The organism is Macrococcus animalis (genome assembly GCF_047425875.1).
Classification (GTDB): domain Bacteria; phylum Bacillota; class Bacilli; order Staphylococcales; family Staphylococcaceae; genus Macrococcoides; species Macrococcoides animalis.
Window position 1 is genome coordinate 574491 of record NZ_CP179727.1, and the last position, 24100, is coordinate 598590.

General features: G+C 33.2%; 23 protein-coding genes. 7 read left to right on the forward strand and 16 right to left on the reverse strand.

The genetic code is table 11. The features are described 5' to 3' along the window. Positions 1-75: 75 nt before the first annotated feature. The 6 genes from ACMGE9_RS02950 to ACMGE9_RS02975 form a co-directional block, all read right to left on the reverse strand. Positions 76-606, reverse strand: coding sequence for a 5' nucleotidase, NT5C type (locus ACMGE9_RS02950; RefSeq protein ID WP_414043768.1), 531 nt, complete (start codon positions 604-606; stop codon positions 76-78). 104 nt (positions 607-710) lie between these two features. Next, on the reverse strand, positions 711-1769 hold the full coding sequence (hisC, locus tag ACMGE9_RS02955; RefSeq protein ID WP_414043769.1) for a histidinol-phosphate transaminase: 1059 nt from the start codon (positions 1767-1769) through the stop codon (positions 711-713). 75 nt (positions 1770-1844) lie between these two features. After that, positions 1845-3359, reverse strand: a complete 1515-nt coding sequence (locus tag ACMGE9_RS02960) for an ABC transporter permease/substrate-binding protein (RefSeq protein WP_414043770.1) — start codon at positions 3357-3359, stop codon at positions 1845-1847. Then, positions 3359-4282 carry an ABC transporter ATP-binding protein gene (locus ACMGE9_RS02965; RefSeq protein WP_414043771.1) on the reverse strand — a complete coding sequence of 308 codons (924 nt, stop codon included), beginning with the start codon at positions 4280-4282 and terminating at the stop codon, positions 3359-3361. The genes ACMGE9_RS02960 and ACMGE9_RS02965 overlap by 1 nt, the downstream gene beginning before the upstream one ends. Before the next feature lie 90 nt (positions 4283-4372). Beyond that, positions 4373-6145 (reverse strand): DNA helicase RecQ, encoded by a 1773-nt coding sequence (recQ, locus tag ACMGE9_RS02970; RefSeq protein WP_414044436.1) that lies wholly within the window; start codon positions 6143-6145, stop codon positions 4373-4375. Beyond that, positions 6146-8026 (reverse strand): ABC-F family ATP-binding cassette domain-containing protein, encoded by a 1881-nt coding sequence (locus ACMGE9_RS02975; RefSeq protein WP_414043772.1) that lies wholly within the window; start codon positions 8024-8026, stop codon positions 6146-6148. Between the two features lie 151 nt (positions 8027-8177). Between ACMGE9_RS02975 and ACMGE9_RS02980 the strand changes: the two genes are divergently transcribed. Continuing rightward, positions 8178-8990, forward strand: a complete 813-nt coding sequence (locus ACMGE9_RS02980; RefSeq protein ID WP_414043773.1) for a ZIP family metal transporter — start codon at positions 8178-8180, stop codon at positions 8988-8990. Between the two features lie 41 nt (positions 8991-9031). Here ACMGE9_RS02980 and ltaS read toward each other — a convergent pair whose 3' ends face one another. The 4 genes from ltaS to ACMGE9_RS03000 all read right to left on the reverse strand — a co-directional run bounded on the left by ltaS (position 9032) and on the right by ACMGE9_RS03000 (position 14849). Continuing rightward, positions 9032-10969: a polyglycerol-phosphate lipoteichoic acid synthase LtaS gene (gene ltaS / locus ACMGE9_RS02985; protein WP_414043774.1), complete on the reverse strand. Its 1938-nt coding sequence runs from the start codon at positions 10967-10969 to the stop codon at positions 9032-9034. 217 nt (positions 10970-11186) lie between these two features. Beyond that, the gene (locus ACMGE9_RS02990; protein ID WP_414043775.1) at positions 11187-12149 is read right to left on the reverse strand and encodes an allophanate hydrolase subunit 2 family protein; all 963 of its coding nucleotides are present in this window, start codon (positions 12147-12149) and stop codon (positions 11187-11189) included. Between the two features lie 388 nt (positions 12150-12537). Further along, positions 12538-14286 carry a bifunctional chorismate-binding protein/class IV aminotransferase gene (locus ACMGE9_RS02995; RefSeq protein ID WP_414043776.1) on the reverse strand — a complete coding sequence of 583 codons (1749 nt, stop codon included), beginning with the start codon at positions 14284-14286 and terminating at the stop codon, positions 12538-12540. Further along, complete coding sequence (locus ACMGE9_RS03000; RefSeq protein WP_414043777.1) at positions 14286-14849, reverse strand: anthranilate synthase component II; 564 nt, start codon at positions 14847-14849, stop codon at positions 14286-14288. Before ACMGE9_RS03000 ends, ACMGE9_RS02995 begins: the two co-directional genes overlap by 1 nt. A 189-nt stretch (positions 14850-15038) precedes the next feature. On the opposite strand from ACMGE9_RS03000, the gene queC reads away from it, so the two are divergent. From queC to ACMGE9_RS03025, 5 genes are all read left to right on the forward strand, one after another. Continuing rightward, positions 15039-15707, forward strand: a complete 669-nt coding sequence (gene queC / locus ACMGE9_RS03005; protein WP_414043778.1) for a 7-cyano-7-deazaguanine synthase QueC — start codon at positions 15039-15041, stop codon at positions 15705-15707. Beyond that, positions 15707-16117 (forward strand): 6-carboxytetrahydropterin synthase QueD, encoded by a 411-nt coding sequence (gene queD / locus ACMGE9_RS03010; RefSeq protein WP_414044437.1) that lies wholly within the window; start codon positions 15707-15709, stop codon positions 16115-16117. The genes queC and queD overlap by 1 nt, the downstream gene beginning before the upstream one ends. After that, complete coding sequence (gene queE / locus ACMGE9_RS03015; RefSeq protein ID WP_414043779.1) at positions 16114-16824, forward strand: 7-carboxy-7-deazaguanine synthase QueE; 711 nt, start codon at positions 16114-16116, stop codon at positions 16822-16824. The genes queD and queE overlap by 4 nt, the downstream gene beginning before the upstream one ends. A gap of 65 nt (positions 16825-16889) precedes the next feature. Next, positions 16890-17492 (forward strand): hypothetical protein, encoded by a 603-nt coding sequence (locus tag ACMGE9_RS03020; protein ID WP_414043780.1) that lies wholly within the window; start codon positions 16890-16892, stop codon positions 17490-17492. 110 nt (positions 17493-17602) lie between these two features. Continuing rightward, complete coding sequence (locus ACMGE9_RS03025) at positions 17603-17857, forward strand: GlsB/YeaQ/YmgE family stress response membrane protein (protein ID WP_414043781.1); 255 nt, start codon at positions 17603-17605, stop codon at positions 17855-17857. A 33-nt stretch (positions 17858-17890) separates the two neighbouring features. Here the strand turns inward: ACMGE9_RS03025 and ACMGE9_RS03030 are convergent, their stop codons facing one another. Then, positions 17891-18619: a YwiC-like family protein gene (locus ACMGE9_RS03030; protein WP_414043782.1), complete on the reverse strand. Its 729-nt coding sequence runs from the start codon at positions 18617-18619 to the stop codon at positions 17891-17893. A gap of 110 nt (positions 18620-18729) precedes the next feature. Beyond that, entirely contained in the window at positions 18730-19569 is an 840-nt protein-coding gene (locus tag ACMGE9_RS03035) for an aldo/keto reductase (RefSeq protein ID WP_414043783.1), read from the reverse strand. A gap of 129 nt (positions 19570-19698) precedes the next feature. Between ACMGE9_RS03035 and ACMGE9_RS03040 the strand changes: the two genes are divergently transcribed. Beyond that, positions 19699-20484, forward strand: coding sequence for a TIGR00266 family protein (locus ACMGE9_RS03040; protein ID WP_414043784.1), 786 nt, complete (start codon positions 19699-19701; stop codon positions 20482-20484). Positions 20485-20644: 160 nt separating this feature from the next. On the opposite strand, the gene ACMGE9_RS03045 is transcribed toward ACMGE9_RS03040, so the two are convergent. The 4 genes from ACMGE9_RS03045 to ACMGE9_RS03060 form a co-directional block, all read right to left on the reverse strand. After that, entirely contained in the window at positions 20645-21349 is a 705-nt protein-coding gene (locus tag ACMGE9_RS03045) for a pseudouridine synthase (RefSeq protein WP_414044438.1), read from the reverse strand. 46 nt (positions 21350-21395) lie between these two features. After that, a complete protein-coding gene (locus ACMGE9_RS03050; RefSeq protein WP_414043785.1) occupies positions 21396-21695 on the reverse strand; it encodes a DUF3817 domain-containing protein in 300 nt (99 codons plus the stop codon). Next, entirely contained in the window at positions 21688-23034 is a 1347-nt protein-coding gene (locus tag ACMGE9_RS03055; RefSeq protein WP_414043786.1) for a hemolysin family protein, read from the reverse strand. The genes ACMGE9_RS03050 and ACMGE9_RS03055 overlap by 8 nt, the downstream gene beginning before the upstream one ends. A 215-nt stretch (positions 23035-23249) precedes the next feature. Beyond that, positions 23250-24023 (reverse strand): alpha/beta fold hydrolase, encoded by a 774-nt coding sequence (locus ACMGE9_RS03060; protein ID WP_414043787.1) that lies wholly within the window; start codon positions 24021-24023, stop codon positions 23250-23252. Positions 24024-24100 lie beyond the last annotated feature (77 nt).

Here is a 24100-nt window from a genome sequence, read left to right on the forward strand (position 1 = left end):
TTTTATATCCTACTCCTTTTATAATTGTACATTTCCTCGGCTACTTACATTTTAACTTATTAAATATAAAATCAACTAGTCTTCAAAAAAGTACTTTTCAACATCTAACCAGCTTTTCATTCGGTCATATTCTTTAATACTTTGATTATGGACAGCATCAAAAATAAGTCCTGTGCCTTTAAATGCAGCTAATTGTCTTGGATTATCATCGATTAAATAGTCTGTTCCGACAACCCCTTTATTCCCACAGAAAATGAAATGTTGCGGATCTAGAAATGGGAAGTGTTCAAGTAACCACTCATATTTAGCATCAAAAGATGTTGGTACATCCATTGCAGCTGTCGCAATATATACATCAAAATGTTGATTTAATCGTTCCACAACTCTAATTGCATCTGGTAATACTTCTAAGTCTCTAAAGAATGCACGATCTAATAATAAATCATTTAATTTATCAACATGCTCAGGATATTCAGTTCTTAATTTTTTCTCATATAAATCTTCATGTTTTATATCTAATCCCGTACGTTCATTAAATTGAAACAAAACTTTCTTTAGCGTGTCTGCTAAAACTTCATCCATATCGATTGCGATTGACTTCTTCATACTTACACCTCATTTTTATTTTTAAGCACTTTACTTATCTTTATTATAATTCAATGTATCAAAAAAGCTAAACGATTCGATTATCATTTAGCTCAACTTATTCTCTACGCACCAAAAAATTCAGTCAAAGCTACATCTATCTTCTTATTGTCTTCGTGAGTACCAATTGTTACTCGTACACCATTTGGCATTGGACGTGAAATTACACCGTATTTAATAAGCGTATCAAATAATACTTGTGGTTTATCTGTCATAATGAAGATAAAGTTGGTTTGACTTGGTAAAAAGTGCTCGCTATAAGGTTTTGAAAAAAATATATCACGCTCTGCTTTATTAGACGCAATATATGCTTGTAAATGTGCCTGGTCTTCTAATGCCACTTCAGCTGCAAGTAAAGACAATGTAGTTACATTGAACGGCAACTTCACTTTATTAAATTCACTTACGTATGCTTTAGATGTCATTGCATATCCTACTCGCATTGCCGCTAAGCCATATGCTTTAGAGAAAGTACGTAAAACAATCAGGTTTGGAAATTCTTTTAATAATTGAACGCTATTAGGATAATCCTGAGCTTCCACGAACTCGAAATATGCTTCGTCTAAAACAACAGTTACTTCTCTTGGTACTTGATTTAAGAACTTTCTTAAAGCATCTTCTGAAACATAAGTACCTGTTGGGTTATTCGGGTTACAAATCCATATTAAATTTGTATTATCTGAAACAGCATCTAACATCGCCTCTAAATCGAATACACCTTGCTTTAATGGTACTGTTATTAGTTGCGTTCCTTCAATTAAAGCATGCGTCGTATATTGTATGAAAGTACCCTCACTTGTTATTACTTCACTATTTTGTGAAAGTACGGCTCGTGAAATTAACATTATTACTTCATCTAATCCAGCGCCAACAAATATTTGCTCTGTCGGTACATCATAAAATGCTGATAACTTTTCTTTTAAATGGTGTGCTTCTGGATCTGGATAATAGTTTAATCCTGTTAATGCTGTAGACAAAACTTCTTGTACTTTTGGTGTAGGTCCAATTGGATTCTCATTTGAAGCTAAACGACTAAATTCACCTTCGTAACCAGTTTTACGTTTTAAAGCTTCGTCCGATAATCCTGCTGCATATACTTGTAATTCTTTTAGTTGAGGTTTCATTTTTATCCCTGCTCTCTTTAAAGACTATAAGTGTTTTACATGATATATAAATTATATTATAATAAATAATTTTTCTTATTTAACTAATTTTTCTTTCTTTAAATACGTCTTCGCAACACTTTCTGGTGATTTATTTTGATACGTTACTGCATAGTTCATCGTTTGCATTTCTTCGTCCGTTATCTTATTTGATAATTTGTTTAATGCTTTAACAACATCTGGATGTTTCTTGATTGTTTCATCTTTTAATAATGGTGCACCTTGATATGGTGGGAAAAGATGCTTGTCATCTTTTAATACTACCATACCATATTTTTTCAATTCTGCGTCTGTAGAATATGCATCAATTAAATCGATTTTCCCTTGTTCAATCGCTTGATAACGTATTTTAGGTTCCATCGTTTTTACATTATTAAATTTAATATCATATTTCTTTTGAATGCCTTTATAACCATCCATACGGTCATTGTACTCTAACGTAAATCCAGCTTTAATTGATGATTTAACTTTTTGTAAATCACTGATAGTTTTTAAATTATATTTATCCGCATACTCTTTTTTTACTGCCAGGGCATACGTATTATTGTATTGCATTGGTTTTAATAGTGACATTTGATATTTCTTATGGATACTATCATTTGCTTGCTTATAAACTTCTTTTTCAGTGGTATATTTAGGATTTTCTTTCGTAATTTCACCTAATACGGTACCAGTAAATTCTAAATAACCATCTACATTATCCGATTTTAAAGCATTGAATAAAAATGTAGTTTTTCCCATACCAGGTTCAATCTCTACATTCACATCTGTTTGATCTTCAATAAGCAATTTATACATATTCGTAATGATTTCAGGTTCAGTACCTAGCTTACCTGCAAATTTCATTTGATTATCCTTCTGAAAGAATAACGGCCAGATGGCAACGATTAAAAATGAAAGTAATAATAATCCAATTACAACCATCATCTTTCGATAAGACAACTTTTCCATACGCTTTAAGATGAAATCAAAAATTAATGCTAAAATTGCAGCTGGAATTGCCCCAAGTAATAGTATATTCATATTATTTCTATCGATACCCAGTAAGATTAAATCACCTAAACCACCCGCTCCAATAAAAGCAGCAAGTGTTGCTGTTCCGATGATTAATACCATTGCTGTACGAATTCCTGCCATTATAACTGGCATTGCTATTGGGATTTCTACATTTTTGAGTTGACGATATGTATTCATACCAATACCTTGTGCGGCTTCTTTTAAAGATGGATCCACTTCTTTAATACCAGTATAAGTATTACGTAATATTGGTAATATCGCATAAATTACAAGTGCAATTATTGCTGGTACACGACCGATTCCAAAGAATGGTATCATTAGACCTAGTAACGCAAGGGAAGGTATTGTCTGCATAATCGCAGCAATATTAATAATCGGTTCAGCAATCTTTGTATGACGTGTTAACCATATACCAATTGGAATAGCAATTAAGGTCGCAATTAGTAACGCAATAAATGATATTTGAATATGTTCAAATAACGTATGTGCAAGTTCCCATTTACGTTCATTAAATGTATCTATAAACCCTTTCATTATCTCGCCTCCTGACTCAGCTTACTAAATACTTTATCACGCGAAATAATACCAATAACTTTATCAGCATCTATGACAGCAATGTGCTCGTGAACGCTCAGGCTAGCAAATACTTCGTGTGATGTTGCATTCGCATCAATCGTTGCATTTGTACTAATTACACTTGAACTATCCATATAGTTTCTGGCATATAGTGTTTGATTTGCTGCATCACCCATAAATGAGTTCACGAAATCATTATTAGGTTGATTAATAAATGATTCCGGTGTGCCTATTTGTTCGATTCGACCTTCATTCATTAAGCAGATGCGATCCCCTAATTTTAGTGCTTCAGATATATCATGCGTTACAAATACAATCGTTTTATGTATTTCAGATTGTAATTGAATTAAATCATCTTGTAGTTTCTCCCTTGATAATGGATCTAAGGCACTAAACGGTTCATCCATTAAGATAACCGGTGGATCAGCCATTAATGCACGAACAACACCAACACGTTGTTGCTGTCCACCTGACAACTCACTTGGATAGCGATTTTTATACTCTTTAGCAGGTAAACCTACCATATTGAGGAGACGGTCTACTTCGCTATCTATCTTTTGTTTGGACCACTTTTTCATTAAAGGCACTTGACTAACATTCTCTTTTATCGTCATATGTGGGAATAGTGCGATTTGTTGCAAGACATATCCAATATCCCAACGCATCTGATCTAGTTTATAATCACTAATCGGTTTATCTTTGAAATAAATATAACCTTTAGATAATGTAATCAATCTATTAATCATTTTAAGAGTGGTTGTCTTTCCACTTCCAGAAGGTCCGATTAACACGAAGAACTCGCCTTCTTTTATTTCAAATGAAATATTATCTACCGCGATTTTTTCATCATACTGTTTCGTTACATTTTCAAAACGAATCATACGCCACCTCGCAAAAAATTTATTGTTAAACATTTATCCTAATCTAACATGTTTAAACACGAAAAACAAAAAAGACATGACAATATCTTGTCATGTCGAATATGCTTTAATTGCCTCGATAAAATCTGGACAGTAATGTTTTAATTTATATGATCCTACTCCTTCAATAAGAATCATTTCATCTTTAGATGTTGGCTTTTTCGTCGCAAATAATTGTAATGTATGATCAGAGAATATCGTAAATGGGGGTACTGATAAATCATCTGACAATCGCTTACGTACATCCATCAATTGCTTTAATAATACTTCATCTATCGTGCCAATTGTAGTAATTTTTACACGCTCATTATATGTTGCACTTTTATAGTAAGTCCTTACTTGTGTATCGCCCATTAATATATCTCGTGCACTTTCATGGCAGAAAAGTTTTCCTTGTTGTTCGAAAATGAAGCCATTAAACAGTAGGGTTTCAATAAAGGATTGAATTGCACTTGTATGATATTCTTTCAGTAAACCAAACGTAGATAAGCGATCATATCCTGCATGTAGGATCGCATCATCTCGCTCACCATGCAGCACCTTTGTAATTGTAAGTTTATGAACAGGTGTCTTAATACGCACAATACAACTCAATATTTTCTTGGCTTCAGTTGTCATATTATAATTCTCAACTTCTTCAAGACAGTTTGAACATTGTCCACATTTCGATAGATGTTCATTTGGATTAAAATAATTAATAATTGTTGCTTGTAAACATTGCTTCGTCTTTGTATACGCAATCATCTTATTGAGCTTTTCTTTCTTTAACTCTTGAACTGCTTCATCATTACTCGTTTCAATAAAAAATTGTTGTAATTTAATATCTTGGTCACTAAACAATAATAAACATTCACTTTCCAGTCCATCACGCCCTGCGCGTCCTGCTTCTTGATAATAACTTTCTAAATCTTGTGGTAAGTTATAATGCGCTACGTATCGTACGTTAGACTTATCAATCCCCATACCAAAGGCATTCGTTGCTATCATCACTTTAATATCATCTCGTACAAACTTCGATTGATTCTCATCTTTCATGTCTTTATGTAATCCGGCATGATATATCGCGTGATTAATGTCTTCCATACGCAATACTTCACTTAAACTTTCCACCTGTTTACGTGTACTAGCATAAATAATACCTGAGTCTTCAATATGTTCTTTAATAAATAATAATAATCGCTTCTGCTTTTGATAGGTTGGATCCAAGATAAACTTCAAATTATCTCGTTTCGTACTTGTTTCTATGACGTACTGTTCACCGATATGTAATAAATCACAAATATCTTCTTTTACATCAACAGTAGCCGTAGCAGTTAATGCCATGATCGTAAAGTGATGCGGTAAACTCATAACAGCTTTAATCGATTCTCGGTAACTCGGTCTAAAGTCATGACCCCATTTAGAAATACAGTGTGCTTCATCAAATGCGATGAGCTTAATATCAAGTTGATAAATCAGGTTGATAAATTGACGCTGATTAAAACGTTCAGGTGCAACATATAAAAATTGATAATCACCATTTAATAAATCCTTTTCAATCTGCTTCGTCTCTTTCACCCTTTGTGTAGAATTTAAAAATGCAGCATTAATCCCACTGGCATTTAAACTATCCACTTGGTCTTTCATTAATGAAATCAATGGACTAATAACGAGCGTTAGTCCACCTTTCATCATGCCTGGAATTTGATAACAGATAGATTTACCACCACCTGTTGGTAATATGCCAAGCGTCGGTTGATTTGCCATTGCATTTTGAATTAACTCTCTTTGACCAGGACGAAAGTCTTCATAGCCAAAGTATTCTTTTAATACATTCTTCATGATTTACTCCATTCGTTCACTCAGTTCATCCCATTCTTCGAAATACATTTCATATTGAGCTTCAACTGTTAGACGCTCAGTTGTTAATTGATTTAATTTATCATAATTTGTCGACTCAACTGCAATCGAAGCATCAAGTGCTTCAAGTCGCGCTTCTAACTTTTCGATTTCTTCACTTAAAAATTCAAATCGGCGTTTATCTTTATATGACACACGTGTAGATGGTTTGATTTGCTGTGTTTCTTTTTCTTTTCGTTCAGCTTGTAGTTTAACTTCTTTTTCTTTCTGGTCAGCGATTTGTTTATAGCTTAAATAATCATCAAAGTCGCCCAGTACTTTATCAATACGTTCGTTATTTACAAACCAATACGTATCTACTACTTTATTTAAGAAGTAGCGATCATGGCTGACAGTAATAACTGCTCCGTTAAACCCTTCTAAGTAGTCTTCTAAAATTGTTAACGTCTCCGTATCTAAATCGTTTGTAGGTTCATCGAGTAACAATACATTTGGTCCTTCAATTAATATACTTAATAAGTAAAGACGCTTTCGCTCTCCACCACTTAATCGGTGAATATATGTCCCGTGCATATTTGAAGGGAATAAGAAACGTTCTAATAATTGTGTAACTGAAATTTTCTCTCCGGTAGACGTAGTGGCGGCTTCTGCTTTTTCACGTAAGAAATCAATGACACGTAAATCTTGATTGAGTTTCACATCATCTTGCTTGTAGTAACCTATCTTCACCGTTTGACCCGTGATCATTTTACCATGTGTCGGTTTTACAAGACGTGAAATGATATTCAGTAATGTTGATTTTCCGGTACCGTTCTGTCCAACAATACCGATACGATCTGACGTTTGAACAATTGTACTGAAATCTTTAAATAATACTTTTTCACCAAAGTTCATACCTATCTCTTCAAATTCGAATACTTGCTTACCTAAACGTTTGTGTGCAAGATTAATATCTATTGATTCTTTCGTTTGATGTGCCTTCACTTTGTCTTCAATTGCACCAAAACGATCGATTCGTGCTTGTTGTTTCGTCGTACGTGCTTTTGCACCTTTACGCATCCAATCGAGTTCCTGTTTAAACAGTTGCTTTTCTTTTTGTTCTTGCTTGCTTTCGATGATTTCAAGCTCAGCTTTGTGCATAATATAATCATTGTAATTCCCTTTATATAAGAACAACTTACCATTTCTAAGTTCTACAATTCGATTGGTTACTTCATTTAAAAAATAGCGATCATGTGTTACTACAAGTACAGATTTCTTATATTGTTTAATAAATGAAATCAACCAGTGAATCGATTCAAAGTCTAAATGATTGGTCGGCTCATCAAGCAACAATAAATCGGGTGCTTTTAACAATGACTTCGCAAGTGCCACACGTTTCTTCTGTCCACCACTTAAAGATGAAATAGGTTGAGATAAATCCATAATACCGAGCTTCGTAAGTATCGATTCTGCTTCAGCTCGATAACTAAAACCATCCATTTGTTCAATCTGTTGTTGAACGACACTAAGCTGTTCAATTAAAGTGTCATTCATTTCAATTTCCATTTTCTTTAATAATTCATCATATTTTTTAAACTTTTGCATGACTGGATGGTTTTCATCAATCACATTATCTACGATAGATAGATCTTCATTAAGTATCGGTTGTTGTGCCGCATACTCAATCGTGAAGTCTTTTGGATGTGTCACAACACCGTGGTGATCCTCAATTTCAGCGATACATTTTAGTAATGCGCTCTTTCCTGTCCCGTTAATGCCAACTAACGCAATTTTATCTCCGACTGAAATGCTTAATGATATATCCTCAAATACTGTCTTTACACCATATTGTTTTGATAAATGTTCTATTTTATAGGCTTCCATTTGTTAACTCCCTATAGTAAATTCTATTCAATAAAATATATGTGTAAGTAATCTATAAAAATAAATATTACCTCTTAATATTTTTATGATATAGTTATGTATTATAAACTTCAGTATTATATTATACACTTTTTTACTCTGGGAGGTACACATGTTCGAATGGTTTAGTCAATTATCTCCTGTTGCACAAGCTGGACTTGCCGGTCTTTTTACTTGGTCAATGACTGGCGTGGGTGCAGCAGTCGTATTTCTATTTAAATCAGTCAATTTTAAAGTCTTAAACACGATGCAAGGATTCGCTGCTGGTGTCATGATTGCAGCATCTTTTTGGTCTCTCTTAGCACCGGCAATTGAATTTAGTGAGAAAGCAGGGCATATTCCATGGATTCCAGCAGCAGTAGGATTCTTACTTGGTGGATTATTCATTAGAATGCTTGATGTCATTATCCCTCATATTCATTTAAAAGGTCAGCCTAGCCATCAACAAGAAGGTCCAAAAACAAATCTTAAGAAATCTACATTATTATTCTTAGCGATCACAATGCACAACATCCCTGAAGGATTAGCTATAGGTGTTGGATTTGGTGGAATATTAACAGGTAATGAACAAATGTTAATGGCTGCAATTGGGCTCGCTATTGGTATCGGCATTCAAAATATACCGGAAGGAGCTGCTTTATCCTTACCTATTCATGCTGACGGCAAATCAAAATGGACTGCATTTAACATGGGCCATGGTTCAGCCATCGTTGAACCAATTTTTGCAATGGTAGGGGCTGCTGCAGTTATCTTAATCACTCCCATTTTACCATATGCCTTGGCCTTTGCAGCTGGTGCGATGATATTCGTTGTCGTAGAAGAACTAATTCCAGAATCTCAATCTGGGGCAAATACTGACTTAGCTACACTTGGATTAATGTTAGGTTTTACGATTATGATGATACTAGATGTATCACTAGGATAAATAAAGACGCTTATCTGATAGCAGATAAGCGTCTTTAAATTTTATTTTTCTTTTCCTTTAGTACCGTTCATATACTCATATTTTGAAGGATTAATTTTACTGAAGTCTTTATTTTTATAGAAACGTAATAAATCACCGTTAAGCAAAGCATCAGACATCTCTAATTCTTTCTCAGCTGTATGCTTCATTTCAACTGCTTCTTTCTTTTGTACTTCATTATCTAGAGGTAAGTTTGTTTTATTATCATAGAACACACCGTTAATCGATTTGTACTTAGGACTGATAAAGTCTCCATTTCTAAATACAACCGTATCATGATGCGCTTTAGACATCAAGTCTGTACCGAACATAACGTAAGGTTTAGAGTCTATACCCAGTAAATGTAATAATGTTGGAGCTACATCAATTTGACCCGCATACGTATGATCCACTTTACCTTTCACGCCAGGTACTTTTAAAAATAATCCAGTACGTTGTAAGTCCATAAATTTCGTTGGTGTAATCTCTTCACCTAATAATTCTTCCATTGCTTTGTTATGATTCTCTGAGATACCATAATGGTCACCGTAAATCATAATTACTGAATCTTCGTATAATCCTTCTTTTTTCAGATCATTAACAAAATCTTCAACTGCTTCGTCTAAATAACGTGCTGTTTGTACATACCCATCAACTGTTGGATTTCCTGTATTAGGTGTGTCTATTGTCGCTTCTGTCTTATCAATCGTAAATGGATAGTGATTTGTTAAAGTAATTAAATGTGAGTAAAAAGGTTGTTGCTCTTCTTTCAAGAATGCAATAGATTCATCAAAGAATTCTTTATCTTTAAGACCTAAGTTTTCTAAATTCTCTTCTGCCATATCGTAATATGATGCATCATAGAATTTATCAATGCCAAAATGTTTATAAATTTGATCTCTGTTCCAGAAAGTTTTGTAATCACCATGCATTACTGATGTTGAATACTTTTGTTGTTGGTGCATGATTGCTGGTAATGATTGATAGGTGTTATCACCTTTTAAACTGAATGCAGAGCCTTGAGGTAAACCGTAAATACTATTATCCATAGTAAGCTCTGAGTCACTTGTTTTACCTTGTCCAGTTTGGTGGAAGAAATTATCGTAATAAATAAAGTCTTTTTGTCCGCCTGCTAATGAATTTAAGAAAGGTGTAACTTCTTCACCATTCACTTTATAATTAATTAAGAAAGTTTGGAAGCTTTCTAAGTGAATTTTAATGACATTTTTCTCTTTTGCAATACCGAAAGTTGCACCATTTGGTGCAGCATATTTTGTTTTTGTATATGATTGTACTTTTGCTAAATCATCAGAACTCGCTAATGCTTTTTGTTGATTATTTTGAATCGTCTTAACTCCATCGTAAACTGTAAAGTTAAATGGCCCTAAATATTTCACTAAATATTTATGATCAAATGTTCTTGTTAATAATTCCGGACGATCTGTTTCCGCAAAAGCTAAGTTTAAAAAGAATAATGAAACTGACACACCCATTAATACAGGTACATATTTTTTCTTGAAAGATTTATTTGATAAAGATTCATTTCTAAACAATAGAATAAACAGGAATGCAATTGTGTCTAAGAAGTATACAAAGTCATACCATTCAAATGAACTCCATAATGCACCACTCATTGATTCTACGTTACTCACTTGGTTTAATGTACTAAATGTAATGAAATCTGAGAAAAACCTGAAGTAAACGACATTTGCATACAATAAAAATGTCAGTAAGAATCCGCCAATAAATACAAACCAATATGATTTCTTGCCTTTAAAGAATAAAAATACACTTAATATAAGCGCAACTAAACTGTAAGGGTTCATGAGTAATATTAAATTTTGAACTAATCCTTTAACACCCAGTGATAAATCAATATAGTAAGCAAAATAAGTTTTGAATGAGACAGCGAGAACTGTCATCAAGAAAAACATAAATATTGATATTTTCTTTTCCTTCATATAATTTCCTCCATTAATGCGCATCTCTCAGATGTTGCTGTTTATTTTATTAATCTTTTCTTATTAAGATTTACATATTATTATATATTGTAACATATTCGTAATATCATTTCTGTGTACAATATATTAATTTATACTGTTTCAAGAAAAATATCAAGACTTTTTACTCAATAATTATCATTTTTGTGTAATATGTGACATTAATAAGTCGTTTATTCTACACATTCATTTCTTTTTGGTGTAAGAAATCAATTTGAGCTAAAACTGTCTTTAGCCAATTAACATAACTTTCCTGTTGACGTTCTAATTCTATTTTAGACACCCATTTAAAATATAATTTAGAGCCTGGTTTCTTTTGCGATAACTTTGGCAAATGATAAGGTGCGATATTAGCGATATGTGGATATGTTTTATCTTGATGTAAACTTTTTAATGAGATAATGAGATTACCTTCATTTGATATTTGCAATGCCCCGCTCCTATTAACATTTGCTGTATCTGTGCAAGAAGGACATTCAATTTTCTTACCTTCTAATACGAATCCAGTACGATCAAAACGATTTGTCACAGCATAAATATCTTCTTGCATTGCTTGTTGTAATTCTTTAGGCAATAAGTTTTGACTGACCGCTTCTAAATGAAAGACATCTGAATAATAAATACGTGCAAGACTATATGCATCAATCCCCCATGTCGCTTCTTTACGTTTCTCTATATTTTCAAATAATTTCTTTTGGAATAATGAGTACCCACGTGTTAATTCAAAGCGTGAACCCGATTGAATAATATAATCTTCTGTCTGATTTAACCGCGCTTGATCAATTTGAATTCCTCCAGCAATTGCCATGTATACGCGTGTACCTTTCTTCGGTTGTCCAAAATAAAGCGTTTCACCTTTCTCCATTAAATGCACTTTCATTGGCATTATACGCTTATCATCTGTATAAGCATAAAACTCGGCCCCCATTAAAGCAATTAAAGTTGGCTCCATAAAGTGAATCTGTGGTGCCTGAAAAGTCATTTCAATTGTTGGTGTATTCACAGGGTTACCAACTAATGCATTACCTAATATGTGTGATAATGTATCACATGGTCCATTTAATGAAATAGAAGCATCTTCATGATTTTCTATTTGTTGTATCGTTGTATACAAACCTGCTGTTTGGAATATGATTGACATGGTTGCATTTTCCCTTCTCATTTAATTTACAGTATTAATAATATCTTTACATCAGTCAAAAGTCGTAAAAAAAATCTACCGCTTATGATCGGTAGAATATATTGGTAATATCAATCAATATCGTTCTGAGACAAAAAGCGATAAACATAACGATTAGAAATGACGTGACCATTGTCAAGTAAAGAATCGTTAGTGCATTTTTAGTTTTATCCTCTTTAAAAAGTTTAAGTATATATTGATTCATTATATAAACCATTAGCGATAGACCTGCTAGAAGAAACAATATCATGAGTAAATTCATCATTATTATCACCTATTTTCGGATTTTGCACATTGTTAGCATTTATTATAACGCTTTTGAATATATTAATAAACCAACAATATATTATTATAAGGTTAATTGAACTGGAACCCACTCACGTAGGCTATTTATCATGTACACTTTTATCTTGTGTTCTTTGTACTCTTTAATAAATAATTCTAATCTTATTTCTTCTTCAACAAGCTTACCTTCATCCAATAAGGCAGCGCGCATACAGCCTTCTAAAATATAATCATGTTTCGGCGTGATGTAGTTACCGTCTCGCTCTATAACAACATTTCCGATATTAAACTCTAATAAATGTTCTCCGTCGTGGAATAATGTTAAATTTTCTGTTTGATAGTGAGAACGCACAGAAGTTTTATATTGATGAAAATCAGTTGTAATGCATTTCATTTGTCGTAAGTTTCCTGTACTAGACGTTTCACCGAGTGCTTTAGTTGTCGTATTAACCGAACCATCTTGCGCGACTGTCACACGATACATTATTGTTTGAGACATTTCAAAAGTCCGATCAAAATATGATTGCAATGTATCTGGTTGATACTGAATTTTAAAATGCTTTAGTGCATTGATTAAACGACGCTGATGATATTCTTTTCGTTTAATAATTCCGTTTTCAACACGCATCGTTTCAATTAAATGGAAGTCGTTAGGTATTTCTAGATCTATTTTAGCTTCTCTATCATCATTAATATATTTCAACACATTCGATTTTGCGATCATTTCCTTGTATTCAAGTTCTGGAATAGAATCAATTGTAATACCCCCTCCTACTCCGTATACAATTTCATCAGTGCAATGTTGATACTCAAGCGTACGAATCGGTACATTAAATATGGCCACTTCATTCGGTATAATTAATCCAATTGTCCCACAATAAATAGAACGTGGTGTATCTTCTAACTCATTAATAATGCCCATCGTTGATTGCTTTGGTGCACCTGTTATTGAACCACACGGAAAGAGTGCTTTAAGGATATCGAATAATCCATATTGTCCAATATTCGCTGTAATCGTTGATGTCATTTGGTATACCGATAAAAAGCGCTCTATTGTAAATAAATGTGGTACAGCCACACTCCCTTTTGCCGCAATTTTACTTAAATCATTGCGCAGTAAATCAACAATCATTACATTTTCAGCTTTATCTTTAACCGATTGATTTAAGAATTGATAATTGCTGGCATCAATTGCTTTATCATTACTTGTCGGCATTGTACCTTTCATCGGTTTTGTTAATATGTCTTTTGATTTCAGGTCATATTGAAAGAACAATTCTGGCGAGATACTTACAATCGTTTGCGTATCATCTTCTATATATGCCGTGTAATGTCCATGTTGCTTTGAGAGCTTTTCATAAATTGAGTATAAATTGGATTCTAAATTCTTCGCGGTTAAACGTGTTGTGTAATTGACTTGATATGTATTACCTAATCTAATTTCATCTTGAATTGCTTCTATTTGTTGAATGATTGTCGCTTTATCATGCATAAATTCAAATTCTAATGTTACTTCTTTATTGACTTGTTTAAAACATGACGCATCATCTTTATCAAAATAATACAATTTAATCAAATCACCATGTTTATCGTTCCTCATACTTTTCTTCACTTTTAATAACGGATCAAATAAATGACTTGCTTCATATTGCATGATAACTACGACAATGTCATTACTCATTTCTGCGTCCATTATTGCGACTTCAACATCTTCTGTGTGATTAATACTTACGACACGTTTCGGATTAGACAATTGATAATGAAACTGTTTATCTTGATCGCCAATATATTTAAAATTTAATTCTGCTCTCATTATAAAGCTCCTTTAATAAACGACTGTAGCATTTGTAATCCGTCAGTTGTTAGTATTGACTCTGGATGAAACTGAACACCGTAAATGGGTAATTTATTGTGTTTCACACCCATAACTATATTATCTGCTGTCCAAGCGATTTGAATGAGTGGTAAATTGACTATATTTTTTGAACCAAGCGAATGATACCGTGCTACTTTCGTTGGTGATGCTAATCCCTCAAAAATCATACTGCCATCATGATATACATCTACTTGATGCCCATGTATTGGTTTTAATGCATGAATAGAATTTCCGTAATGCATCATAATCACTTGAAATCCTAGACATACACCGAGAATTGGAAGGTGTCCTCCAAAGTAATCTAACACATCATGTGCTAACGTAGCATCTTTAGGGTGACCTGGCCCTGGTGACAAAATAATATGTGTCGGATTTAATTGTTGAATTGCTTCTATAGTGATTTCATCGATTGTTTTTATGATGACCGTTTCATTAAGCTGCTCTATGTAATGCACAATGTTATATGTAAACGAATCATGATGATCTATCATTAATATCATTTGAATGCCTCATTTATACTGTTTTATTAGAAAACGCTTTTATTGATTTAATGATTTTATTATAGCTTTAATGTGTTATAATGAGAAACGAAATTTAATAAGAGGTTCCTAGCGCACACCCTCTATAAAAAACTAGTTTGACATCTTGCTAGGGGAAGGTGTCTTTTTTTATTGAAATGAGGAATAAATATGGAAAAAAAATTAAACAACGATAAGGCGCTAGTCGTCTTTAGTGGCGGCCAAGATAGTACTACGTGTCTTTTTTGGGCTATGAAACGTTTTAGCAAGGTTGAAGTTGTGACATTTAATTACGGACAGCGTCACGTGCTCGAAATTGACATCGCTGAACAAATCGCAAATGAGCAAGGTGTAAAGCATCACATTTTAGATATGTCTCTGCTTTCTCAACTCTCACCGAACGCATTGACAAGTCATGACGTTACAATTACACATGATAGTGACGTCCCAAATACGTTTGTACCTGCCCGTAATTTGTTATTTATGAGCTTTGCAGCAGCATTAGCCTATCAAATTGAAGCGACTCATATCATCACAGGCGTTTGTGAAACCGACTTCTCAGGTTATCCTGATTGTCGAGATAACTTTATTAAATCACTTAATGTAACGATTAATTTATCTATGGACGTTAACTTTGAAATTCATACCCCATTAATGTGGTTAAATAAGAAAGAAACATGGCAACTAGCAGATAATCTTGGTCAATTAGACTACATAAGAAATAATACATTAACTTGTTATGAAGGTATTCCCGCAGACGGTTGTGGCGTATGCCCTAGTTGCATATTACGTAACAAAGGATTAACTGATTACTTAAATGAAAAGGAAGATTTACTATGATGCAACAATTATACCCGCAAGTAGACCACAACTTTGTTTACGAACTGAATAAAGATATGAATTTTTCAGCGGCACATTATATTCCTGATGCACGTGCAGGCGTGTGTAGTAGAACACATGGTCATACTTATTTTGTGAATGTTACGATTGCAGGCAACAATTTAGACGATATGGGCTTTTTAGTGAACTTCAGAGATATCAAAACCATTATTAATGATACCTTCGACCATACTCTAATCAATGATTTACCCGAGTTAAAAGATAAAATGCCATCGACAGAGCTTGTCGCAAAAACGATATTTGATATGATAGACAATCACTTATCTACGCTTGTTCATCAACCAAAATGTTTACAAGTCTTCTTACGTGAAACACCAACGAGCTACGTGGTTTATCGAGGTGTGCGATGAAAATACCAGTGCTTGAAATCTTCGGCCCAACAATTCAAGGCGAAGGTGCTGTAATAGGTCGTAAAACGATGTTTGTACGAACAGCAGGATGTGACTTTAAATGTGACTGGTGTGACTCTAAATTCACTTGGGACGGAACTGCTAAAGACGATATTGAAATGTTGACAGCAGATATGATTTATAATCGCTTGCAACAATTAGCACCACATAACTTCAATCATGTGACAATTTCAGGTGGTAATCCTGCACTCATTAAAAATTTTGCTACACTTGTCGAAAAACTGCATGCAAATAATGTTGAGGTCGCACTTGAAACTCAAGGCAGCAAGTTTCAACACTGGATGACTGAAATAGATCAGTTAACCATTAGCCCCAAACCACCGAGTTCAAAAATGAATCAAGATATACATCAATTGGATTTTGTCATTAATCAATTGGAGTACAATAAAATTTCTTTAAAAATAGTCATCTTTAATGATGAGGATTATGCATTCGCACAAAGGATTCATCACCGCTATCCGAACATTAAATTTTACTTACAAGTTGGAAATCCATACTTAGATGACACTGTAGAAAATCACTCTGAAAAATTATTGACTCGTTATAAATTACTGATTGATAAAGTAATGCAAGACAATACGATGAATGACTGCTACATTTTACCTCAACTACACACATTATTATGGAGTAATAAAAAGGGCGTTTAATCTATGCATTGAACGCCTTACTTGTTATAATTCTTTTATGTGGCTTAAAAAGGGAGGTAGAAATATTGGAAAAAGTATTATTGCTCAATATATTCATAACCATAATAATATTTCTATATTTCTATAAAACTGAACTTAAAACGTCATATATCCCGATAATCTTTAGTAGCTTGATTGTCACATTAATCAATTATCCTTTGATAGGTAATGGCAACTTTATCTCAAAGACACTTGTCTTATTCGTCACCGTTGCAAGTGTCGTACATATTTATTTAAGATATTATCACTACGAACATTATCAAATTTATACGATATTTCATTGGCTCCATTTTATTTTTGCAATATTAATTAGTATAGGCATACCTTATATATTGCTCACAAGTAAACAATCTCTTTATCAATCAAGCGCCTACTTAAGTGTGTCAATTTTTATATTAGGTTTAATACTTTATCAACTTTCAGAAGTCGATCGACCCATTCGTTGGTTTCAAATCGATTCTATCAATACGTATCGTTATATTAAACATCCTAAACAATTAGGAGAAATATTTTTTGCGGTAAGTTATATGTTGTTAACTCTCTTTCTACCCTACAGTGTTGTGTATTTAGTCATCGGTATAAGTTATATTTACTATATTAAAAAAAGTCGATTATTCAAAGAATCCTAAATATATTGCATTAATATGTTTATTCATTTAAGTCACGGGTATCTATTAATATAAGCAAATAAGCTTATATGTTTTTATTCTAAGCTTAAATTATTAGGAGGTTTTATTATATGGGCTTTATTATTATGTTAATCGTCGGTGGACTTGTAGGTTGGGTTGCTGGAATGATTATGGGAACTGATATCCCAGGTGGAAAAATCGGTAACATTATCGCAGGTTTAATCGGAGCTTCAATCGGAAGCTGGTTAATTCCAGGTTTTGGTCCTGAATTCGGTGGCGTTTCAATTATTCCAGCATTAGTTGGTACAATATTATTAATCGCTATTGTGTCTATCGTATTACAAATGATGCACAAACGTCGTTAATAAAAAAGCCCTTTGAGGGCTTTTTTTTATGGATTAATTAAGATACTGTGTAATAAATATGCCTACAAATAAGGTTATAAATACAGCATTTGCGATTTCAGCAATTCCTATTTTCATTGGTTTCATTTGTTTACCATAAAAAGCAATGGCTCTTACTAAACTTGGAACGAAAGCTAAACCAATTAATGGATGCACGAAGAATGCTAAAATCAATCCTAATATATGATATCCAAACGAAATATATTTGTATTTAATATTCTTCTTCTCACGTATCATCGTCTTCACATAAAATGTTGTCCCAACAAAGTATAAAAAACTAATTAAAAATACATATATCATTTTGTTGTCGAGTTCTCCCTCTCCAATAAAGAAAGTTAAAATACCTGCAATTGAGAAGATTGTAATTGCACTAAAGTCATTAAGCAAATGGCGTTCATTGCGTTTTGAGGCAAAGTATAAATTAATCGCCCCGAATGGTAACATTGCTAAAAATAGAAATAACACACGATAATCATAAAATATAACTGGAATTAGTAATATCGTTGCAATGCTCAGAAATAAAAGACTCCCTTTGATATATCCAAAGTTCTTCTTACGTTGTTTCACATAAAATAATAAATTATCAATAAAGAAAAAAATCATAAACCATGCTACAAAAAATAAAAGTTGATAAATATTAAAGGAACTTGCAAACATACCGAAAAGTACTGGCATAATAATCATAGCCCAAGCACCATGTTGGTTTGGTTTTTTAAATTTCATATTATTCACCTCACCAACTATTGTACTAAAAGATATAAATAAAATACCTCTTTAATTATATCAATTTTATGACGATATAATTAATGAGGTATTTTTTATGACAATAACTATTATTTTTTTAAATCTCCAACATTTACTTCATCAGGATCTTTAAATTGGCGTGCATCAATATTGATTTGATTAATTTCTTGTATATCATCTGTATCTAATTCAAATTCAAAAACATCAAAGTTTTCCTGGATACGCTGAGTATTACTTGACTTAGGAATTACAATACGCCCGCTATCAATATGCCATCTAATAATAATTTGAGGAACAGATTTTTGGTATTTTTCTGCTATGCTTTTAAGGATTTCATTCTCAAAAAGTACTCCGCCGCGCATTAATGGACTCCATGCAGTAACCAAAATACCTTGTGACTCACAATATGCTTGTAATTCACTTTGATTAAATATTGGATGATACTCAATTTGATTGACAACTGGTTTTACTTTCGCAACTTCAAGTAACTTTTCTAAATGATGCTGCTTGAAGTTTGCTACACCTAAAGATTTAATTTTCCCTTCTTCATGTAACTCTTCCATCGCTTGATAGCTCTCAATAAATAAATTATCATTTGGACACGGCCAGTGAATTAAATACAAATCAATATAGTCTAAACCCAGCTTTTCAAGTGATTTATTGAATGCAAGTTTAGTCTTTTCATAACCTTGATCATCATTCCACAGTTTTGTTGTAATAAATAGATCTTTGCGTGGTATACCACTATTATTAAGTGCTTGTCCTAAAGATGATTCATTAAAGTAAAAATGTGCTGTGTCAAACGCTCGATAACCTGCATTAAGTGCAGATTCAATGACATGAGTCATTTGATCATCTGTGATTTTATATACCCCTAATCCGAGTACTGGCATTTCAATGTTGTTATTTAACGTAATTGTTTTAGACATTTAATTCACTCCTTTTGCTAAAGTGTACGTCTAATTATGAATTTATTCAAAAGTTATGCAGTTATTGTAAGCTTATTATCATATTTTTTTGTATAATAAACTTGAAAAAATATATTGGAGGCGACTAAAATGAATAACCATGAAATTGATTACAAAGTTTATGGCGATGATATGCAATATGTAGAAATCGAATTGGATCCGCATGAAACAGTGATTTCAGAGGCTGGATCTATGATGATGATTAATCCCTCAATTGAAATGCAAACAATCTTTGGCGATGGTTCTTCTTCAGGTGGTAGTGGCTTTATGGATAAATTATTTTCTGCAGGTAAACGTACATTAACAGGTGAAAGCTTATTTATGACAACATTTACAAACAAAGGTCACGGTAAAGAGCACGTTTATTTCGCAGCGCCATATCCTGGTAAGATTATTCCAATTGACTTATCTCAAGTAAATGGTGAATTTATTTGTCAGAAAGACGCATTTTTAGCAGCAGCACAAGGCGTAAGTGTAGGTATTGCATTCCAAAAACGATTAGGAGCTGGATTCTTTGGTGGAGAAGGATTTATTATGCAACGCTTACAAGGAGATGGTATGGCATTTATTCATGCAGGTGGTGCCATTATGCGTCGTCAATTACAATCGGGGGAAGTTTTATTAGTGGATACAGGTTGTTTAGTTGGAATGACAAGAGATGTTGACTACGATATCCAAACAGTCCCAGGTTTGAAAACGAAATTATTTGGTGGAGAAGGTATTTTCTTAGCTAGACTTCAAGGTCCAGGAACAGTTTACATTCAGTCATTACCATTCTCTAGATTTGCATCTCGCATCTTTGCTGCAGCACCTGTGACAGGTAAGCAAACAGGTGAAAGTGGCATCGGTGGTATTTTCGATATGTTTAGTGATTAATTATTTTAGCGTGATAAAAGCATCCCTTATGAGAGGATGCTTTTTTTAGTGGAATTAGATTTGTGTCGCTCTGGTGTGGACGAGAGTCAAACGAGGTAGCTAATATTGTGTTTATAGAATCCGCGCCTTAGTTCTCTTGCCTACTTGCAAAATTCATCGTCTATCGCTTAGGTATATATCCCAGCATATTAAATAGCTCGTCTTTCTCTGAATCAGTTAAGTCTTTCCACTCACCTAATTTCAAATCATCTACTAAGATATTCATGACACGTAGGCGTCTTAATTGCTTTACTTCGTAGCCAAGGGCTTCAGTCATACGGCGAATTTGCCTATTTAAACCTTGCATTAAGATAATCTTAAATGTCTTCGCATTGACTTTCGTCACAACCGCTGGCAACGTCACGGTATCTAGTATTTCGACACCTTCAGACATTTGCTTAATAAATTCATCAGTAATAGGTTTATCAACTGTTACGATATACTCTTTCTCATGCTTACCTTCTTTACGTAATATCTCATTCACAATATCTCCATCGTTCGTCAGTAAGATTAAACCTTCACTATCCTTATCTAACCGTCCTATGTGAAAAATACGTTCTTTATGTCCTACAAAATCTACGATGTTACCTTTAATATGACGTTCCGTCGTTGATGTAATACCACGTGGTTTATTTAATTTTAAATAAACGTAACCTTTTTCTAACTTAATTTCTTTATTATCTACTGTAACAATATCATCATCAGCAACTTTACTGCCCACCTCAGCAAATGAACCATTAATCTTTACGCGTCCTGCTTCAATCCATTTGTCAGCTCCACGTCTAGAACAAACACCTGCTTCAGATAAATATTTATTAATCCTCATCATATAAATGCCTCCAAAAAAAGAGAGAGCATCTCAGCTCTTCTCTTTAATAATATTTAGAACGTACAAAATAGTGATCATAAATGAATGTGCCGAATGGGATAAACGCGACAAGCAACCCAATTGCTGGCCATTTCCAGTTCCATTTCACTTTTAAAGTCATTAAAATCAATGTAATCACATAAATCGTAAATAAAAACCCATGAATTGATCCAACTACCGTTACAACTTCTGGTTTACCCGCTAAATATTTTAAGGGCATTGCAATACCCATTAGCAAAAGTAATGACCCACCTTCTAAAAACCCAAAAAATCTAAATACACTTTTTAATGTTTGGTTATTCATCTTTATCATCCTCATTATCATCAAATAAAGAGCGTGATGCGTTAAATTCTTTATGTAATGCCACCGCTTTAATTTGATGATTCTCTGCATCTAAGACAATCCATTTATCATACTTAGTATCAACATAATCATCTTTATCGATATCCGGATTTTGCGCTTGCATCCACCCACCGATTGTATCAATATCTTCAGAGTCTTCGAATGTAATACCAAACTTCTCTTCGATATCATCTAATAATACGCGACCATTAATTTGATACGCATTATCACCGGTTTTTATGATGTCATTCACTTCATCCTCATCAAATTCATCACGAATTTCTCCGACGATTTCTTCTAATATATCTTCCATCGTTAAGATACCTGCTGTACCACCATACTCATCAATAACAAGTGCGATATGTACGCGTTCACGTTGCATCTTGATTAATGCATCGCTAATTCTAGTAACTTCATGTATTAATGGTAAATCATGAATATGATCTTTTATTCTTACAGGATCTCCTGAAGCATACTTCGTTAAAAATTCTTTAACATTAATAAATCCAATAATATGGTCTTTGTCTCCATCTTCTGAAATGGGATAACGTGTGAATTGATGCTCATTAATCACTTCTAATAATTCATCGATATTGAATGGCTGAGTCAATGTAATCATTTGGGTACGTGGCACCATAATATCTTTTGCTAAACGTTCATCGAAACTGAATATATTTTGCATATAAGCAAGTTCAGTATGGTTGATTTCTCCACTCTGATAACTTTGCGTCATAATAATCTTTAACTCTTCTTCACTCATTGCTTGTTCGTGATCTGCTGGTTGTACACCAAATATTCTTAATATTAATCGAGCCGTGCCGTTCATTGACCAAATTAGTGGTTTCATAATAAATCCAAAGAAATATAGCGGTCTAGCGAATGCTAACGTCATCTTCTCAGCATATTGAATAGCAAGAGACTTTGGTGCAAGTTCCCCTATTACAACGTGAATAAATGTCACGATAAAGAAACTTAATCCTACAGTAATAGGTTTACTCATATCGGTTGGAATGTTTAATAAATGTAAGACTGGATGAATAATTGATTCGAAAGTTGATTCACCAATCCAACCAAGACCTAATGCTGTAACAGTAATTCCTAACTGACAGGCTGATAAATAATAATCGAGATGATGTACCATGTTCTGTACAATCTTAGCTGTACTATTTCCTTCACTTACTAATTGATCGATTCTTGATGTTCTTACCTTTACCAGACTAAACTCCGATCCAACGAATAAAGCTGTCAACATGATTAAAACTGCAAATAATAATAAATTTGATATGGTTTGTATGTCCAATTAATTCCCTAAAACTAGGGATTCACCTCCGGTTAATATATGGTGACTACTAAAGTCACAATGCTTTGATAAAAATTTATAATTAATATTGATATATTCTTGTTGTAATTTTATGACCTTCCCAAAGGTAGTCACCTCCTGAGTGAAAATATAAAGACTAGGATTATTTTAACACAAAAAGACTCCATTGTGCGATAAAGGAGTCTTCAAAAAAACTATGAGTATTGAGTGATAAACTTTCGACTAATATCATTAAACGCATCTGGCTGATCTATATTACAAACATGCCCAGCATTTTTTATAATCTCTAAACCAAAATTACTATAATCATTCACAACTTTCTTTACTGGCGGAATAAATAAGTAATCTTCATCACCCATTACAAATAGTGTTGGGACAGACTTTGTTGAAACTTGCAAGTGACTTAGATAAGGATTGATTAATTTAGTTAGGCTAAACCATTTAATAAATTGTTTTTGACTCATTTTTTTAGCTTCATTTATAAAAGCCAAACGTGATTCCTCATGTTCTTTTCGTGGCATTATAATATAAGCAAAAAACTTATACAATAACATATAAGGCACAAAATTCTTTAATGAACGACCTATCATCAGTAAAAACTTCGTACGAATATCAATATTTATTATAGCTCCACCCAATACAAGTGATTGAACACGTTCTGGATAATTATTTGCAATAGTTTGAGATACAATTGTCCCTAAACTCATTCCTATTAAATGAGTTTTTTTAATATTTAGAGCATCTAATACTTCAATTACTTCCGCAGAAAGTGTCGTAAATGAATCTTTTTTATCCCAAACGACTGCCGTTGACTTTCCGTGTCCACGTAAGTCAACAAGTAGAATATTGTTGTACTTTCTGAAATAACGAATTTGTTTGAACCAAATCGTCGAACTTCCACCTACACCGTGAATGAAAGTTACCCACGGCGCGTTTTCATCTTTAATATATGTTTTATAGTATAACATGTTGATCATCCGTTCTCTTAATGTAGCATTATTATATGTTTTAAACATACCCTTTAATCAATATATTATACCATGAA

Bases quoted from the DNA above. Each gene is read 5' to 3' on its own strand.
- ACMGE9_RS03045 (WP_414044438.1), bottom strand. From the start codon at position 21,349: ATGAGGATTAATAAATATTTATCTGAAGCAGGTGTTTGTTCTAGACGT.
- ACMGE9_RS03060 (WP_414043787.1), bottom strand. From the start codon at position 24,023: ATGTTATACTATAAAACATATATTAAAGATGAAAACGCGCCGTGGGTA.
- ACMGE9_RS03040 (WP_414043784.1), top strand. From the start codon at position 19,699: ATGAATAACCATGAAATTGATTACAAAGTTTATGGCGATGATATGCAA.
- ACMGE9_RS03030 (WP_414043782.1), bottom strand. From the start codon at position 18,619: ATGAAATTTAAAAAACCAAACCAACATGGTGCTTGGGCTATGATTATT.
- ltaS (WP_414043774.1), bottom strand. From the start codon at position 10,969: ATGAAGGAAAAGAAAATATCAATATTTATGTTTTTCTTGATGACAGTT.
- ACMGE9_RS02965 (WP_414043771.1), bottom strand. From the start codon at position 4,282: ATGATTCGTTTTGAAAATGTAACGAAACAGTATGATGAAAAAATCGCG.
- ACMGE9_RS02975 (WP_414043772.1), bottom strand. From the start codon at position 8,026: ATGGAAGCCTATAAAATAGAACATTTATCAAAACAATATGGTGTAAAG.
- queC (WP_414043778.1), top strand. From the start codon at position 15,039: ATGGAAAAAAAATTAAACAACGATAAGGCGCTAGTCGTCTTTAGTGGC.
- ACMGE9_RS02960 (WP_414043770.1), bottom strand. From the start codon at position 3,359: ATGAAAGGGTTTATAGATACATTTAATGAACGTAAATGGGAACTTGCA.
- ACMGE9_RS03000 (WP_414043777.1), bottom strand. From the start codon at position 14,849: ATGATATTAATGATAGATCATCATGATTCGTTTACATATAACATTGTG.
- queE (WP_414043779.1), top strand. From the start codon at position 16,114: ATGAAAATACCAGTGCTTGAAATCTTCGGCCCAACAATTCAAGGCGAA.
- ACMGE9_RS02995 (WP_414043776.1), bottom strand. From the start codon at position 14,286: ATGAGAGCAGAATTAAATTTTAAATATATTGGCGATCAAGATAAACAG.
- queD (WP_414044437.1), top strand. From the start codon at position 15,707: ATGCAACAATTATACCCGCAAGTAGACCACAACTTTGTTTACGAACTG.
- ACMGE9_RS03035 (WP_414043783.1), bottom strand. From the start codon at position 19,569: ATGTCTAAAACAATTACGTTAAATAACAACATTGAAATGCCAGTACTC.
- ACMGE9_RS03025 (WP_414043781.1), top strand. From the start codon at position 17,603: ATGGGCTTTATTATTATGTTAATCGTCGGTGGACTTGTAGGTTGGGTT.
- ACMGE9_RS03050 (WP_414043785.1), bottom strand. From the start codon at position 21,695: ATGAATAACCAAACATTAAAAAGTGTATTTAGATTTTTTGGGTTTTTA.
- ACMGE9_RS02980 (WP_414043773.1), top strand. From the start codon at position 8,178: ATGTTCGAATGGTTTAGTCAATTATCTCCTGTTGCACAAGCTGGACTT.
- ACMGE9_RS02990 (WP_414043775.1), bottom strand. From the start codon at position 12,149: ATGTCAATCATATTCCAAACAGCAGGTTTGTATACAACGATACAACAA.
- hisC (WP_414043769.1), bottom strand. From the start codon at position 1,769: ATGAAACCTCAACTAAAAGAATTACAAGTATATGCAGCAGGATTATCG.
- ACMGE9_RS02950 (WP_414043768.1), bottom strand. From the start codon at position 606: ATGAAGAAGTCAATCGCAATCGATATGGATGAAGTTTTAGCAGACACG.